Origin of the sequence: Paraburkholderia sp. BR10882 (assembly GCF_040948855.1) — a bacterium.
Taxonomy (GTDB): Bacteria; Pseudomonadota; Gammaproteobacteria; order Burkholderiales; family Burkholderiaceae; genus Paraburkholderia; species Paraburkholderia nodosa_A.
The window spans coordinates 235,665-252,487 of sequence record NZ_JBFPKP010000003.1 but is presented as its reverse complement, the minus strand read 5'-3'; the positions used below and the strand labels follow the sequence as shown (position 1 = coordinate 252,487).

The 16,823-nt window shown below is 59.0% G+C and carries 13 protein-coding genes; 7 read left to right on the top strand and 6 right to left on the bottom strand.

Annotated elements, in window-relative coordinates; genetic code table 11:
- Window positions 1-2: 2 nt before the first annotated feature.
- The 7 genes from AB3X99_RS10405 to AB3X99_RS10375 all read left to right on the top strand — a co-directional run bounded on the left by AB3X99_RS10405 (window position 3) and on the right by AB3X99_RS10375 (window position 9,369).
- Entirely contained in the window at window positions 3-2,306 is a 2,304-nt protein-coding gene (locus AB3X99_RS10405) for a condensation domain-containing protein (RefSeq protein WP_368616848.1), read from the top strand.
- Window positions 2,307-2,337: 31 nt separating this feature from the next.
- Window positions 2,338-3,483: an SGNH/GDSL hydrolase family protein gene (locus AB3X99_RS10400; RefSeq protein ID WP_368616847.1), complete on the top strand. Its 1,146-nt coding sequence runs from the start codon at window positions 2,338-2,340 to the stop codon at window positions 3,481-3,483.
- Window positions 3,484-3,598: 115 nt separating this feature from the next.
- Window positions 3,599-4,585, top strand: coding sequence for a cupin-like domain-containing protein (locus AB3X99_RS10395; protein WP_368616846.1), 987 nt, complete (start codon window positions 3,599-3,601; stop codon window positions 4,583-4,585).
- 59 nt (window positions 4,586-4,644) lie between these two features.
- Window positions 4,645-5,727 (top strand): glycosyltransferase family 2 protein, encoded by a 1,083-nt coding sequence (locus AB3X99_RS10390; protein WP_368616845.1) that lies wholly within the window; start codon window positions 4,645-4,647, stop codon window positions 5,725-5,727.
- Entirely contained in the window at window positions 5,720-6,178 is a 459-nt protein-coding gene (locus tag AB3X99_RS10385; RefSeq protein ID WP_368616844.1) for a GtrA family protein, read from the top strand. Before AB3X99_RS10390 ends, AB3X99_RS10385 begins: the two co-directional genes overlap by 8 nt.
- Window positions 6,179-6,599: 421 nt before the next feature.
- On the top strand, window positions 6,600-8,651 hold the full coding sequence (locus tag AB3X99_RS10380) for a hypothetical protein (protein ID WP_368616843.1): 2,052 nt from the start codon (window positions 6,600-6,602) through the stop codon (window positions 8,649-8,651).
- Complete coding sequence (locus AB3X99_RS10375) at window positions 8,611-9,369, top strand: transcriptional regulator (protein ID WP_368616842.1); 759 nt, start codon at window positions 8,611-8,613, stop codon at window positions 9,367-9,369. Before AB3X99_RS10380 ends, AB3X99_RS10375 begins: the two co-directional genes overlap by 41 nt.
- A 76-nt stretch (window positions 9,370-9,445) precedes the next feature.
- Here the strand turns inward: AB3X99_RS10375 and AB3X99_RS10370 are convergent, their stop codons facing one another.
- The 6 genes from AB3X99_RS10370 to AB3X99_RS10345 all read right to left on the bottom strand — a co-directional run bounded on the left by AB3X99_RS10370 (window position 9,446) and on the right by AB3X99_RS10345 (window position 16,778).
- Window positions 9,446-10,522, bottom strand: coding sequence for a glycosyltransferase (locus AB3X99_RS10370; RefSeq protein WP_368616841.1), 1,077 nt, complete (start codon window positions 10,520-10,522; stop codon window positions 9,446-9,448).
- Between the two features lie 35 nt (window positions 10,523-10,557).
- Complete coding sequence (locus AB3X99_RS10365) at window positions 10,558-11,664, bottom strand: glycosyltransferase family 4 protein (RefSeq protein WP_368616840.1); 1,107 nt, start codon at window positions 11,662-11,664, stop codon at window positions 10,558-10,560.
- A gap of 239 nt (window positions 11,665-11,903) precedes the next feature.
- Window positions 11,904-12,998, bottom strand: coding sequence for an acyltransferase family protein (locus AB3X99_RS10360; protein ID WP_368616839.1), 1,095 nt, complete (start codon window positions 12,996-12,998; stop codon window positions 11,904-11,906).
- Window positions 12,999-13,005: 7 nt separating this feature from the next.
- A complete protein-coding gene (locus AB3X99_RS10355) occupies window positions 13,006-13,914 on the bottom strand; it encodes a glycosyltransferase family 2 protein (protein WP_368616838.1) in 909 nt (302 codons plus the stop codon).
- A 172-nt stretch (window positions 13,915-14,086) separates the two neighbouring features.
- Window positions 14,087-15,385, bottom strand: a complete 1,299-nt coding sequence (locus AB3X99_RS10350; protein WP_368616837.1) for an oligosaccharide flippase family protein — start codon at window positions 15,383-15,385, stop codon at window positions 14,087-14,089.
- Window positions 15,378-16,778: a hypothetical protein gene (locus tag AB3X99_RS10345; RefSeq protein WP_368616836.1), complete on the bottom strand. Its 1,401-nt coding sequence runs from the start codon at window positions 16,776-16,778 to the stop codon at window positions 15,378-15,380. The genes AB3X99_RS10350 and AB3X99_RS10345 overlap by 8 nt, the downstream gene beginning before the upstream one ends.
- Window positions 16,779-16,823: the final 45 nt, after the last annotated feature.

Here is a 16,823-nt window from a genome sequence, read left to right as displayed (position 1 = left end):
CGATGAACTCGATAGCCTTGAATATCGCACCTGTGCAGGAGGTCGAGGCGGGCCACGCCCTGTTCCCGGCGACCGCCTGCCAGGTACGCTACTGGCACGAGCAGAAGGCGTCGCCTAAGGCCTCCGCGCTCAACATCGCCTTCCGGCTGCAATTGTCGGGGCCGCTCACTGCCGCGAGCATCGAACAGGTGCTCAGCGAACTGGTCGCGCGGCACGAGATCTTGCGCACCGGCTTCCTGATGACGGGCGCGGGGCTGCGCCAGCAGGTCTGGAGCCGCGCCCCCTTCCGGCTCGCGGTGGTGGATCTCGGCGGTCTGGACGAACAAGCCGCGCTGGCCGAGGCCCAGCGCGTGGGTCAAGAGCAGGCCCGCACGCCTTTCGACGTGTCGTGCGCGTCATTCTTCCGGGCCGTGTGGTTGCCGAGGTCGAGCACCCAAGGCGAGTTGCAGCTGACCTTCCATTCGCTGGTGATGGACGGCTGGTCCTTCGCGATCCTCGTGCGCGAACTCGTGGAAGGACTCGCGGCGTTGCACGCGGGCCATGATCCCGAGTACGCGGACGTCGAGCTGCACCATGGCGATTACGCACTATGGAAGGGTGAGTTCCTGGCCAGTGCGGCGATCGATCGCGCTCGCGTCCATTGGCGCCAGGAGCTTAAAGGGTTCAGCCGCTTCGACGTAAAGGGCGACCGCCCCCGGCCACCGGAGCGGCGCTTCCAGGGCGTCATTCGCTCGATTCTGTTGCCGGGCGCCTTGAGCGAGCGTCTGATCACTGCAGCCAAGGCGCAAGGCGTGACGCTCTTCAGCGTGGCGGCCGCGGGCCTTGCGATGTCGCTGCAAAAGACGACTGGGCAGCCCAAAGTCGCCATGGGCACGCAGATGTCGGTGCGCGATCAGCAGGAACTCGAAGGTGTAATCGGGCCGCTCATCAACACGGTGATCCTGCGCCTCGATGTGACCCAGGGCAGCACGCTTGCCGATATCACCGCACAGTGTGGCGCCAAGCTCAGCGACGCTATCGAGCATCTGCACGTGCCGTTCGAAGAGATGATGGAGATGGCCGGCGAAGTGTCGGATATGAACCGGCCGCCGCTATGCTCGGTCAACTTCGCTTTGCAGCAAAGCTTCGTCGGCATGGGCGATGAGGTCCGACGCCAGGATTTCGCCGCGACGACTTCGCCCTCCTTCAACGCGGGTGCGCTCTACGACCTCAACTTCTTCATGGTGCGGCGCCCGGAGGGCTGGCGCATCTCCTGTGAGGGCGACACCGACCTCTACGACATCGAGACGATCGACCGGCATCTGGCCCAATGGCGCGAGGTGCTGGAAACCGCCGAAGTCATGCCGCAGCGAGCACTCGCGCCCGCCGCCGGAAACGACACAGCGCAAGTCGCGGGCGGCGTGGGCGTGAGCGGTTTTATGAGCCGTGCGGAGCTGGAGGCGAAAGCGCACAACGTCGTGCGCTTCAACGAGGAGGGTTCGCAAACACCCGTCATCGTGCTCAACAACATCGCGGTCCTGTATGAACTGGCCAAACAGGTCGGCGACGTGCGGCCCATCGTCGACGTTCCCATGGTGCCGAAGACGCCTCAGCCCAACTTCCCGTTGCGCGCTTTCGAGGATCTCGCCGCGGACGCCGTGCGACTCATCAGACTGATCCAGCCAAGCGGCCCTTATATTCTCATGGGCTATTGTGTGCTGGGCGCGATGGCGCTGGAGGCGGCTCACCAGTTGCGCCGCGAAGGCGAAACGGTGGAACTCGTCGTCCTCACCGACTCCTGGTGCCCGGGGTATCGGGAATCGATGCCCTGGTACGATCGCCTGTTGCGCAAAGTCCAGGTGCGTATGGACGACATTCCGCGCGACTACCGCCTGGCGAAGCGTGGCGAGATGTCCATGATTGCGTTCCTCCAGCAGTTTCGGACCGTTCGCTGGCTTCGTCTGACGCAGCTTGCGGTGAAGTTCGGCTTCCTGAAGAACGACAGCGCGAACAACATGATCGACGACAATCTCTGGTATGGCCGCAATATCGGCTATCTGCGCGAGCAGCAGGTGCGATACCGTCCGAAGCCCTACGACGGCAATGTCCAGATCTTCCGCAGCGGTCAGGTGCTCAAGGGCCGCCTGTTTGCGCACGACATGGGCTGGGGTGAAGTGATCAGCGGCAAACTGGTCGTCACCGAGGTTCCTGGCATGCACAACCAGATGTTCCGCGCGGCCGGCGCGGCGGTGATGGGCAAGCAACTGCTCGACCGCTTTGCCGAAACCGCGCACGACGAACAGGAAAACGCCCTCGAAGGGTCATGATCTCGGTGCGCCACGATAGGGTAAATGGCCTATGTCCCGTTCGCGTAGGGTGTTGCTGATCGCGCTGTTCGGCGTACTGTCCGTCACCGGCCTTTTTGTCAGGTTAGCCGTTCCCGGCCTGTTTCGCCGTGTGCCGGTCACCGTCGCCAGCGCGTCGGAATCGCCATCTGGAAGGGTGCGATTAGCCGTGCTTGGTGACTCCAATAGCCAGTCCTACCACGACACGGTCATGTTGAGCGATCCGCACGCGCGAGGAGGCCAGTGGCGCGCGACCACGTGGCAGTGGACCGAGGTGCTCGCCCAGTTGCGGGGAGACCAGATCGACCAGGGCAAATGGGGCGTTTGGGGAACCGGCAAGTATCGGGCCATTGCCAGCGAAGCTTTGGGTGCGCTCGCCCGCACGCCTCCCAAAGAGGACTACCGTTATAACTTTGCGGTTAGCGGCGCGACCTGCAGCCAGTTGATGGGGCAATCGCAGCGCCAGGCGATCCGACTCGTCGATTTGATGGACATGGAACCCCAAGCGTGGCGAGGCGGCGTCGTGTTCATCCGGATCGGTGACAACGATCTCAGCAGCCACGAGCTATTCGATGAGTTGTCGCGCGATCCAGCTGCACCGCACCCCGCGGCCGTGATCGACGCTTGCATCAAGTCTATTGGCGAAGCCGTCGCGCTGATCCGCAAATATCACCCGGATACCTATGTCGTACTCTCAACTGCGGCCAGCGGCGCGGATTGGCCGGGCGAGTTCGCAAGCTGGCAATCCGCCAGGGAGATCGCCAATATCGATGCCGGGATAGATCGCTTCAACAATGGCTTGCGCGCGCTCGCCGCGGCAGATCGCCATGTCTATGTTCTCGAAGATGAAGCATGGTTCAGAAGCATGTGGGGCCAGCGCGACGCTCAAGGTCGTCCAGATTACAAGTCGGTTCATCTCTCGCCTGGCTGGGCCATCACCAATACCTCCGGCGACGATCCGCACAATGTCTTCCTTTCGGACAGCCATGCCGGCGTGGTCTGGAACACGCTCTGGACCCAGTACTTTGTCACGTCGCTGAACGCCGCTTTCCGGCTGCATATCAAACCGATCACGGATGCCGAGGTGATCGATTTTCTCAGGCCAAGCTTCAAAGCCGCCGGCACCACATCGGCGACGAGCCAGGAAGCTGTCAACTAGACCGCTCATCGCGGGTAAACGCCCTAAACCGGCCTGGATGTTCGTCAACGCACATCTGGCCCACGGGCGCGATAGTAGCCTGCAGGCAATACCCTCTAACCTGCAAAGGTGTGCCATGTCTGTGACTAGCCATAGTGCGACGTTGGACGATGCATCACCCCAACTCACCTCAGACGGAAAAATCCTGCACGCCTGCAACAAGGAATTCAAAAGCAACTTCAATCTGCATCCGTTCAAATTCAATCACCTGTTGCATGAAAGCGGCTTGTTCGAGATCCCAAGGATCGAGGAGGTCGCCCTGCGGATGCTTGAGAAGAATGGCAACGTCCGCGCGATCAACTTCAAGAATAGTTCGCTGGAAGCCAGATTCAGCGCCATGCCCCACAGCACGCGGCTGAAAGAAGCGTTTGCGAGCGTTCACGAAAACGACTCCTGGATCAAGCTCACTCAGGCACACCTTTACGACGCGGACTACGCCCAGGTCCTTGACACGATTACAGCCGAGCTCGAGGCGTTGTCCGATTACCCGCTGCGCAGCGACATCACCCTGGTGACGATGACGTTGCTGGTCTCGTCGCCGAATATCTCGACGCCCTTCCACATCGATCACGAAACCAACTTCCTCTTCCAGTTGCAGGGCTCGAAAGACGTATGCCTCTTCCCGGCTACCGATCGCGAGCTGGTGCCGGACCAGGAAGTGGAGCGCTACTACGCGGGCAACTTCGAGGCCGCGCGTTATCGTCGTCAACTGCAGAGTCGCGGCACGATCTTCCGGCTCAACCCGGGCGAAGTGGTGCATCACCCTCCATTGGCGCCGCATTGGGTCAAGAACGACGACAACATTTCAGTGAGTATCAGCATCAACTACTGCATGAAGTCGCTCGAGCGACGCGCGCGGGTTTACCAGGCTAACTACGTTCTGCGCATGATGGGGCTGAAGCCGTTGCCACCCGGTGTTTCGCCATTGCGCGACAGCTTGAAACGAAAAGTCATCTCGACGCTCGAACATCGCCATCCCAAAACATTTGCGGAAGTCGTTCACTCGCCGGTAACCCGATTGAAGTCCCCGCTGAACGCGGTTCGGCGTCTGGTCAAACGCTGAACGCCCGCGATGAAATCGTTACGCCAGTCGGACAACCGCGGCATCTGCGCGAGGTAATCATGGACTATATCGGCCGCCCTCACTTTCTGGCTCCGGAGCCTCTCCTGCGGGAAGCGTCAACCTCGCCGGCAGGCGCGCGCGAGACGACTGCGCGGTCCAACCCTGCGCTTGCGGAGGTTCCCTCGGTCAGTGAGCCCTGCCTGTTGTCGCTCGTCGTGCCGTTCTATAACGAGGAGGAGATGATCGGCGCGTTCTTCAGCACGGTCATTCCTGTACTTGAATCGATCGACGGAACCGGGTTTGAAATCGTCTGCGTGAATGACGGCAGCCGCGATGACACGCTGGGCATGCTGATTCGCATGTCGAAGCAAGACAGCCGCATCCGTGTCATCGACCTGACGCGCAACTTTGGCAAGGAGGCCGCACTTTCGGCAGGACTCGACGAAGCGCGCGGCGCCATTGTGATTCCTTTCGACGCGGATTTGCAGGACCCGCCGAAAATCATTCCGCTATTGGTCGAGAAATGGCGCGAAGGCCACGATGTGGTCGTTGCCAAACGTGTGAGCCGGCTCACGGATTCCTTCCTCAAGCGCCAGACCGCGGCAATCTTTTATCGCATACACAATGCGATGTGCGACACGAAGATCCCGGAGAACGTGGGTGACTTCCGTTTGATCACGAGGGAGGTTGTGGACGCCCTCAAACAACTCCCCGAGACGCGGCGGTTCATGAAGGGGTTGTTTGCCTGGGTTGGCTACCGGACCGCAGTCGTCGAGTATGTGCGTGAGCCTCGCCTCGCCGGCAGATCGAAGTTTTCGGGTTGGAAACTGTGGAACTTCGCGCTGGAGGGCTTCACGAGTTTCAGCACGCTGCCGCTTCGCGTATGGACTTACGTCGGCAGCTTCGTGGCATGTATCGCGATACTGTATGCATCGTTTCTCATTGTGCGAACCTTGATTCAAGGGGTCGCCGTACCTGGCTACGCGTCATTGATCTCGGCCGTGCTCCTGCTCGGCGGGGTTCAGTTGATCGGTATCGGCGTACTTGGCGAATACATCGGCCGCATCTACTACGAATCGAAAAATCGGCCGGTTTACCTGATCCGCCGCCGCTATCAATCTGCGGGCACGAGCGATGCCTGATCTACGCGAGGCAAGAAGGTTTGTGGTCTATGCTGGCGTCGGTGCGATCGGCACCGTCGCACAGTATGCGATTTTGATTGCGATGGTCCACTCCGGTCTTGCCTCCCCGGCGGTCAGTTCCATGGCCGGGGCGACCGTCGGCGCGATCGTCAACTACAGCCTCAACCGCCAGATCACGTTCCGAAGCAAGAGCAATCCCCTGTCGACCGCACCGAAGTTCGCCATCATCGCGCTGCTCGGCGTATTGATGAACGGTGTGTGCATGAAGTTCTTCGTCACCAGTCTTGGTTTGAACTATCTCATTGCGCAACTGGTCACGACTGCCCTCGTTCTCGGCTTGACTTATCTGCTCAACTCGGCGTGGACGTTCAACGAAAAGGCGCGCTTTTCCGGAGCGGCGTCCAATGCGTCGAATCAGGTCCCGACGGCAGGCGATGCACCGCCGTCCTGAACGCCACTCCCCTTTCGGCGAACCTGGGAATTGTCTGTGCGCACGCACACGCCGATGAATCTGCCTCGCTCGATCGAAAGCCCGCGTTGCCCAACGCACAGAGAGGTTCGATTCGACCGGCTAAATTCATCGCGTGACTTGCCTGCACGACCGTAAGCGAGACGCCCTGCTGTCATGTGACGGCCGGGACGACATCGAGCGATGAACGGGCGTGCAGAAACACGCCATCGATTCGAGGATTCGCCACATTGTGCTGGATCGCTCCAGAGCGTAGCGGCGTTTGCGTCCGACAAGGCGAACAGCGGCCCGTGCTCACACCTCGACTGATATTGGGCGTTAATAGCTCATTTTGCTGATTGGACCACTGGGCGGCTAACTCCCTTATCTATTGATCTTCTAGCTGCAAGCGTGGAGGTGCTACATGACAATAAAGTGGTCACGGGGGAATGTGCATTTGATCCTGTCCTGGATCGTCGTCGGCATACTCGGTATCGTCGAAGGCCTCTACGGTCGGACGCAATATTATGGCGACTGGATTTCCTATCTCAATGTCAGCTGGGCCGTCACGCACCTCGAGTGGCGCGAAATATTCAACCCCTTCTGGAATCCCGGCTATCCCGCATTGGTTGCCGGCGCCCGGGCACTGGCCGCGCCCACGCCGGACGGCGAGTGGTATGCCATTACGGCAATCAACTGGGTAATCTATCTCGTTGCCTATGCCGCCTGGCGCGGACTGATCCGGAGTGCGCTCGCGCTGTATTGGCCTGGTTCGCTTGCGCTGGGCAAGCACCCGTTCACCGTCTGGATTGGGGTTTGCGTTTTTCTTGGCGCCTGTCTCGCGCTCGATTCCGTTTCAGCCGCGTGTCCAGACTTGCTTGTGACCACCGGCTTCCTCCTGGCTTCCGGCCTGCTTCTCTCCCTGATTCGTCGCAAAGACCTTCTGACCGCAACTTTGCTCGGTCTGGTCCTTGGTCTCGGTGTTTGGGTAAAAGGGGTATTCACTCCATTTGCCTGTCTCTTCATGTTGACGCTTTTCATCTGTTGCTGCATGAGGGGCGGCTTGTGGAAGTCATTCGGTGCGGTTGCGGGAACCTTCGGTGTTCTCTTTGCCGTCTACATCGCCGGGATTTCCTGGTCCTATGGGGAATTTACGCTTGGTGCCTCAGGTGCCTTGAATGTCCCCTGGCACGTAAACGAGCTTCCACACCTGACCAATTGGCAAGGCGGACCGGCGCAGTTCGGTCGGCCAATCCACCCGACCAGTCAACTTGTAGCGGGCTTGCCGGTGTTCGGCTTCGGTACGCCTTTCCACACGACGTACCCACCCTATAACGACGTCGCATATTGGTACAAAGGCTTCAAGACGTTCTTCAGTTTGAAGATGCAATTGATAGCGATGGGCCGGTCTCTGTGGAGCTTGCAGCAGATACTCAAGCAACACCCAACGGTGCTTTCGGTCGCCGCGGCGCTCTTGTTTACCGTTGCCAGGCGGTCATGGCGAGCGTCGCTCCTCAAGACAATAATCCGCGTTTGGCCATTGCTGCTGCCAACCGTCGGAGGCTTCGCCACCTATTTTATTGTCCACGTTGAAGATCGTTATCTCAGTGCGTTCGTTATGGTTATCGCGCTCCTGACATGGGCGCCATTGCTCGACGCAACCCTGCAATCGCGCCGCCTGCTCGCGACAGCGCTCGTCATCATCTATGGTGCAGGCGCTCTAGGTGAGCTTGCGATGACCGATGGGCCTTCGTTCGTGGCGGCGGTTAATCGATCGGACTTTCACGACGACCCGAAATGGCGGATTGCTGACGCGCTCACTGCCTCAGGGTTGCAGCCGGGGGATCCAGTTGCCGTGATCCGGGATAGCTATCCCACTGTCAGGGTCAGCTGGGCCTATGTCTCACGCTTGCGCATCGTCGCCGAGTTCGGCGGTCTCCCGTACCGTATCGAGCCGCAGGATCGTAACCGCCTTGATCGCAAAGACGAAGTCCTCTGGCCGAATTTTAGTGAAACATTCTGGACGAAGCTTACGGCGCAACAGCGTGAAGAGATCATGCAAGCGTTCCATCAAACCGGAGCGCGAGCGGTCGTGTCCCTCGCAATGCCGAATATTCAGCCCGGTCCTGGCTGGGTAGCCCTGAAGGGAACGCCCGCGTGGCTTTACAAGTTCGACGATGTGGTCAATAAATCCACGATCGCAAGTAATTCGTTATCCGACGTCTCGACGGTACCAAGGGGTATTGCTTATCCCCCATTTGACCAAGAGGAGCGATCACATGGAGACTACCGCGGTTCCCCCCGCTCTCGAAGCGGAATTGCCGGACAAATGGATCGACGCGGATTCCTCGGTGTTTCGGGAGAATTTCGAGCGGAAGAGCTTCGACGTCTCCCACCACCTGGCGTCTCATCCGCTCTTTCAGCTTCCTCAATTGATGGAATTGGCGGAGCGAACCCTGAAAACACGTCCAGATGACCTCTACTTCGACATGGGTGATGTCGCGCCCGGTCAGAAATGGAAAGATACGAATCGTGCGTTCTCGCCGCTCAACGCATTAAAGCAGCTCGAAGACTCCAACGCCTGGTTCATTTTCAGAGGCCCGCAACAAGACCCGGCCTATGCCGAGCTGTACAGGCATGCGATGGCGGAGATCAAGGGTATGGTTGGCGGTGACATCGAATCGCAGATCAAGCGCGAAGACCTCATCATTTTCGTGACGTCACCGAAGCGTGTGACGGCGTATCACATCGATCGGGAATGCAATTTCATTCTTCAAATCCACGGTCAAAAGGATTTGTACGTCTTTGATCGGGAAGACCGGCAGGTGCTTCCGGAAGAAGAACTCGAGCGATTCTGGACGATCGACCACAACGCGCCGAACTATCGACCCGAGTTGCAGGACAGGGCGAAGACGTACAGACTGGCACCCGGAAACGGCGTTCACGTTCCTGTCAACTGCCCCCATTGGTTGAAGAACGGCGACAATATCTCGGTGACCTTGAGCGTGAACTTTCAATTTCTCAACACGCTGCGCGCGGATGTCTATCGGGCCAACTATTACCTCCGGAAGCTTGGTCTCCACCCCACGCCGCCTGGACGAAGCGGCGTGCGGGATCGCGCCAAGGCCGCGGCTTTCTCGGCGGTGAATACCGCCCGCCGCGTTGCGAAGTCGGCCATGCAAGGAAGCGACTAGTCTTACGTCGCCCTGGCCCGCCACGGCGGGCCTTGTTGTTGTACGCACATGCTGCCCGCGGACCCGACCCAGCGAATCACCCGACCTTTTCAACCAGTGCTCGCCAGCTAGCGAGTATCGGTTCGCGCGCAAAAAGCGCGAGATGCGCACGCGCCTCCGAAATCCGCCGATCACGCTCCTCGTCCGGCATTTCGGCTAGCGACCGCATACCATACGCGATGGATTCTCGAGCAAGCGGATCGGCGCACAGCATCGCGCCGCCGCCAACTTCCGTCAAAATGCTCCCGCGGGAAACGAGGCATGGCAGGTCGTGCTCTATCGCCTCGATCACCGGCATTCCAAATCCTTCAAGCAAACTCATCAGAACGAAGCCGGATGCGTTGCGATAAAGCCAGCGAAGCTCTTCGTCTTTCGTATAACCTGGCATCACCACACCCGGTGATTGCCTGGCGAGTTCAATCGCGACGTCGGCGCCAGACTCGCGCCCTCCGACAAGGACATACTGCCACCCTTTCTCCACAAGCCCGCTTGCCGAGAACGCCTCGATAGAACGGGCCTGGTTCTTCCGATCGCCGATACTGCCCACCGTCAGCAGAAAACGACGCGAAACGCCTTCCACCGGACGACCCTCTCCTTTCTTGACTCCCAAACGGGTTGGAATATAGATGACGTTCGACGAGGCAAAGTCATTGCCGTACAGCGCGTGAAATTCCCGCTGCGACGTCTTGCTGACGAAAACCATATGGGGCTTCGTTCGCCGGATCTCGTCATAAGCCCAAACGTACAGTTCGTTGACACCCGGCGCGAAATATTCTGGATGGGTGATCGGACCCACATCGTGGCAGAGCACGATGTCGCGTGCTTCCAGGCGATGGCGCACGACGCTCAGCGGATCGAGATGCAGCGTAGGGCGTGGATCGCGAATGACCGGCAAAAGTGAAACCAGCCGCGACCTGTTCACTCGCGCAATGGTTTCCTTCTGGGTCAAGCGGCCCGCAATCCGGCGCATCAGATCACTATGGGGAAATTCGTGAAATCGGCCGTAGTGGACCCTCGTCACCCTGGCGCCGAGCGTTGAAATGATGTCCTTCCCCAAAAAGAGCTTGCCGGTTCGATCATTGAGCGCCAATGAGAAGTCGACATCAATAGACATTACGTGCCCCCCAACATCGCTTTTCTATAAGGAATTCAGCCGCTCACGGCCTTCACGGTCTCGAACATGCTGCGCGCCGCCTGTCTCCAGGTGAAGCCACCAGCCTGCCGGCGTCCGGCGGATATCAGTGACTGCCGCACGGACTCATCGTTGAGTACCGCCAAAATATTCATTCGCCAGGCGTCCGCGTCGAACGGATCGGCATAAAGCACCGCTTTGCCACAAACTTCCGGAAGCGCGCCAAACGGTGCGGCGATGACCGGGCAACCCAGCGCCATTGCCTCCAGCGGCGGCAGACCAAACCCTTCTGTAAGTGAGGGAAAGGCAAGTGCGCCGGCGTAGGTCATCAGCCCTACGAGCTCGGCATCGCTAATGCGGCCGGTAAATCGCACGTTGGGAGGCACGACATGCCCGAGACCTTCGAAGTCGGCCTGCGTCGCATTGCCGAACAGTACCAGTTCGACGTCGCTCAGCTGTGCGCTTGCGAACGCCTTGAGCAAAATGCCGACGTTCTTGTGTTTCTGGGTGTTCGCGAGCGCGAGCACGTAGCGCCGCGGTTTCAGGCTCAACGCCGCGAGTTGTCGCGCGTCCGGCTGGACCTGCAGAACATGGTCGCAGCCGTTATGTACAACGACAATCTTGTCGGCGTTGGCAATGCCATAGCGCACAAGCTCGGCTTTAGAGAACTCGGATACGGTAAAGATGATCTTGTGACGTTTACCGATAAAAAAGTAGAGCGATTTGTACCAAAGCCGGAAAGGAAGCGAATAGGATTCTGGGGCCGAATACACCTGTGCGTCGTGGATCATCGTCGCCGAATTCCGATGAAGCAAAGGACCGAGATTGCATAGATTAAGAATGAAATCCCTTCTGCGAGCCAGTGGAAGATAGCATTGCTCCCACGCGATCCGATGAATCTTGCGAACCCAGCGACTCTCGCGAACGCACGAAATGTTTCGGTAACGCGGAATCTCGACGCGGTCTCTGACGACGAGGGTGCAATCGACGCCGCTGCCAGCCTGCCCGGCAATCAGCGCATCGGTCGCGGCGACGAGTTGCTCGGCAACCTTGTGCACGCCCGTCGGCGCTGCCCCGAAGAACTTGCCATTGAACGCTATCGTCTTCGACGCGATCGTTTTCATAACCCCCTCCACGTTCAAGCGTCAGTGCTCTTCAGTCAATGGCCCGGCAATCGATCAGATGGCAACTCAAGCGGCAGCAACGTTAGCCCACAGGTTTCGTGCAAGATTCGCGCTACGCGATTCCCGCCCTGACGCAGGAAAGTGCCGCTTGCCTCGACAGGTATGCTATCGACGCACGCCGCGCAGCACTGCTGGATACCGCACGCAAACGCGTGCATAGCCAGCCTCCGCGCACCGGCTCAAACGGGTGTATCGGCGGCCGTGGTGTCGAGAATCGGCTTAGGCGTCGATCGGCCAAATCGGGACACGAGCCACGCACGGATGGGCGTATCGATGAAACGCATGATGAGATAACTGGTCAGCAGGATCGCGGGCAAGAACACAGCGGCCTCCAGAATCGGATCCTTTCTGTGCATCAACTCCTGATAGACGCCGTTGAGCCAGACAAACGTGGGGTAATGCAACGCGTACACGGGATACGACAGTTCCCCAAGAACGAGCGCGACCGTCCGTACGGGCCCGGTGAGCGCAACCGAAGATCCGCCGAGGATCAGCAGCGGCATCACAGCGGCAGCCCACAGCCACTGTACAAAAAATGGGATCTGGCCATTCCACCCCATCATGACCATCGTTGTGAGGCACGCTGGAAGAAATAGCGACTTCCAGATCTTCAACGAGAGCAGCCCGAATTTCACATGAGCGTGATAAAGCAGCACGCCCAGATAGTAAGCGCCGAATACACGTGGAAAGCCGGAAAGGAAAGTCTGCGGCGTATCGCCTCCCATACCGGATACCGCGGTAAGCGCGTAGCCCGAGATCGCCATGGTGAGCGCGAACTTTATTCCGTCGAATCGGCGTGTGAGCATCCAGAAGAGATTGACGACCAGCTCGAGGAACAGCGTGTATTCGGGGCCATTGAGCGGGAACACCTGCGGCCCTCCAATTGCATGCGGAGCACCGAAGACCGGAATGCACGATAGGCCAAAGAGCGTGGCGGCCGCGAGCCAGCCCGGAGAGATGTCGGAATCGCGAAGCAGAACATATCTCGCCGCCAGATACGATGCACTCAACAGCGTTCCGATCACGATCATCGGCATCAGCCGTATAAGTCTGATACGCGCGAAAAGCGCACCGCTCAGCCCTCTTTCGAAGCGGCCACGATACGCCACGCACAGGACGTAACCCGACAGGCCAAAGAAGAAGTCAACAGCAATACCGGCGTTGGGGGCCAACCATGGGATCCCCAGCCAGTGATTAAAGTGAAAGAGCAGGACCGATATGGCTGCGAGGCCGCGCAGGCAATCGGGCACCGCCAAATGAGAATCTTTGTTCATCAGATTGCTAAAAACTCTCGGGTCGCTCAGGCGTGAGCCTTCCACGAAAGAAGTCCCACAATCCGATCAGATTCCCCATTAGACGTCCTCGCCGGTCGATCCACGGCTCTGGTGCAAAGCTTCGCACTATGTTGCTCGCGATATTGCGTATGACATGGTCGACCGCCGGGCGCAGAGGCATCGTCTTCTTTTTCACCAGATAGAACGGATTGATGACCTGCGAATAACCCAGTTTGCATCCGGATACCCTGCCGCGTTTGACTCCCATGTGCACGCCGAGCGCAGTATTGATACGCACGACGAGATAGCCCCGATTCCAGATCTGGCCTCCGAAATCACGATCCTCCTGCCAACCATAGAGAACGAGGCGCTCGTCAAAGCGCAGACCAGCGATGCTGCTGGCGCGGAATGCCATGTTGCACCCGTAGGGGCCACCGGTCGGCGCGACGATCAAGCGCTCCGGAAGATCGCCGATCCTGGCAACGATGGCCTGCCCTTCTTCGAAAGAATAACCCGGCCCATGAATGCCATCCGCGATGACGGTTCCGGTGACGCAGGCAATGGATGGATCGCTATCCAGCGCCTTGAGGACTTCCGCAATCCACTCGCTATGCATCAGAAAGTCATCGTCCAGAAAAATCACGACGTCGACGTCGTCCGGCACATGGTTCAACGCGTGATTGCGTTGCGTCGTCAGTCCAGGCCGCCCCTTCAGCACGATCATTCCAGGCTGGACTGACAGATCGCCAACGTCCTCATCCGAGACGCAGGAGACGATGATCAGATCGGGTTTAACCGTTTGCAAGTCGACGAAGGCAACGACGTCCTTGAGAATGTCTGCGCGACCACGAGTGGCGAAGATCAGGCAGATTCTCGGATCTTTGTCAGGTGAAGGCTGACTCATCGGCTCGGCCATCGTGACTCGTGAACTGAAGCTCGATTCCATCATTGACCTCATCGATCATTGCCTGCAGGAATGCGGGGGACGCGGCATCGACACGCGAGGCATCGCACTCCTGCCTGCCGCATGCACCCGCAGATCTCACGCGTACACCACAACGCATGCGCAAAGCGATTCGCGGCGTTCGTCATTCGAGCCATCTTCCAAATCTCCCCGGCAAAGAGAAACCTTCGTTGATTCCGAGAATCTCGCGAAACAAGCCGGCTTTCCAGATTCCGAAAATCAGCATGACCAGCAATGATCCTTCCGCGAGGATTCGCGCGTAGACCATACCTGTGGCCCCCCAGTGGCTGGCAAGGGGAATGGCCACCATCAGGTTCACCACCGCGCTGATCACACCGCTCCAGGCAAGCTGCCTTTCGAGTTTTCGGGGAATCAGGAAATAGATACCGAGTACCCGCGTGCAAACGGTAAGCGGCAGAATGAAGATCATGATATTCAGAACCGGGACGGCATGGCCGAGCTCCGGTCCGAATACCAGCGGTATGAGCCATTCAGAGAGCAGTCTCGTGAGGATCACTCCCGCCACCGCGCCGACAAAGAAGACGGCAAATGTTCGCCGGGCAAGCAGATTCGCTCGGTCCGGGTTACGGGTAACCAGATACATGACCTTCGGCGCCAGAATCTGGGCGGCGGGCGCCATGATGCTCAACGCGGCACCCACCAGGCGCTCGGAGAGACCAAAGGCACTCACTTCCGGGGCCGCGGCCAGCAGCGACAGAATGTAGGTGGAGGCATCCAGCACCAGGACCGCTGTTCCGCTGTAGATGAAGATCGTGGCCGACCGCTTGATCAGACCCACGGCCGCCCGCATGGGTGCAATGAAGCCCGTGTATTCTTTTCGAACAAGCCAATATGCCACCAGCGTCTGGATCATGCTGGAGGTAAAAATCACAGGAAACGCCCGGTCGACATCAGCCGGTTTGCGAATGAAGGTAAAGATCAGTGCGAGCGAAAGCAGGAGCCCCATGACTTCGATCAGAACATTCGTGCGCGGGCGTCCCGTGCTGGTGAAATACCAGCCAATGTTAAAGGCGGACAGCAGCCCTCCGGCAACGACGAAAAACCCCGCAAGCGGCACATTGGCAATGATGTCCGACCTGCAAACCGCGATGCCTCCGACGATCGCACCGGGAACGGACAATAGCAGCCGCGCCGTGAATTGATCCCGAAAAATCGTATCGCGTTCGCTCGCGACTTCGGTGTGGACGATATCCCGCCCGCCGATGGTAGAAAATCCGAAGTTGACGAGCAGCCAGAGTGCACTGGAAAGCGACAGTCCGGCCAATACCACTCCGTAACCACTCGAACCCAGCACTCTTCCGTAATAAGGAATGAGAACGAGCGGGTAGAGGTAGCGTATTGCGTACGAAAAATATACTGCCAGCAGTTCAAGCTTTGACAGCGACGAGTGAACCTTATTCATGAGCCCCCCTGGCAACCCATCCGCCGCGCGCGGGCACACGTCGCGGCACACGCGGCGAGAGTGCGCCCGCTGCGGCCGCAAATAAATAAAAACACGTACCGAGTTCGAAGACGCTAAGCGAAGCGGAGGCGACGATCAACGTCGCGATCATGGCGTGACGCGCCGCATAGGCGATGGCCCGCTCCGCGAACGGGTAATGGCCAGGCACCGGCGTCAGCAGCGTCTTGCCAAGGAACGTCCCGTAACACACCACACCCACGACGCCAAGGCTTGCCACCAGCACCACCAGAAAGCTCGACGCACGAATGCTTCCCAGTCCAACGCCTATTCCGTACGTATCGAAGAAGTTGGTGATGCCCTGAGAATTCCAGCCCATTCGCTCGACACCGGAGTCACTACCTGCCTTGCTCAGGATCGCGGCATCGACGAAATCACTGAGCACCTTCACCACCCCCGGCAAAAAGACGATCACGTAGAGCACGCCCAACAGACCCGCGCATGCCGAGATAACACACAGCCGTTGCTTGCGTACCGGGGCGAAACGCGAGATCACCGCGGGCCGGCTAAAGAACAGTACCAGCTGATATGCGCCTAAACCGACATAGGCGGTTCCCGAAGTCGACAGCAGCAGCAGGCTTCCTGTTGCAATCGAAAGCGGACCGGCCAGTTTCGGGCGATAGCCGACGAGCCAGAGATTCAGGCAAAAGACAAAGATCGGCAGCGTAAAAGCCGCAAAGCCAGACGTTTCACTGAACGTACCGCTGATGCGAACCATCCCGGCCATTTCCTGGCCGGTCAAATCGGCGAACTGCGCCGTCTTGATAGCGGAGAGAACGTCGAGGCCCGCCGCGTGCGCAACGATATCGATCACGCCGGCAAGCACGTCAAGCGAGGCGAGCAGGAAGATGGCGTTGGCGAGCGTCCGGTATACACCGCGATATTGCAGAAACGCGAACATGGAGCAATACACTATGACGTCGGCGATGCAATAGATCGTCTGAGACAGATTGCCGGAGACAGGGCCAAGCGGCTGCAATACGATGAACTGGCTGCTGCGGTCGACAGGGAACACGAGTGTCGCGCCGCTCAGCAAGCGTGGCAGCATGATGGCACCCGTAACGCCCCAGAGGCAGGTGCAGAACAGCCAGAAGCCGGGCTTGCCCTGCGAGACCGCGTCAGCGAGCCCCTTCCCGCCCACGAGATTGAACGCCCTGAGTGCGAAGAACGCGAGAAAGACTTGCGCCGGCAAAATGCCGATGCCGCCCAGGCCGAGCGCGAGCGTACATCCAAACAGGGAAAACGCCGCCATGCCGTAAATCGCGCCGCGATACGACACGTAGAGCGCCGCCAGTCCGGCGACGAACACGATGACTCCGAATATCGTCAGTTCCACTTGCCGAAACCCCTATGCATTCACGCAGCATTCGTGCGTGAACGC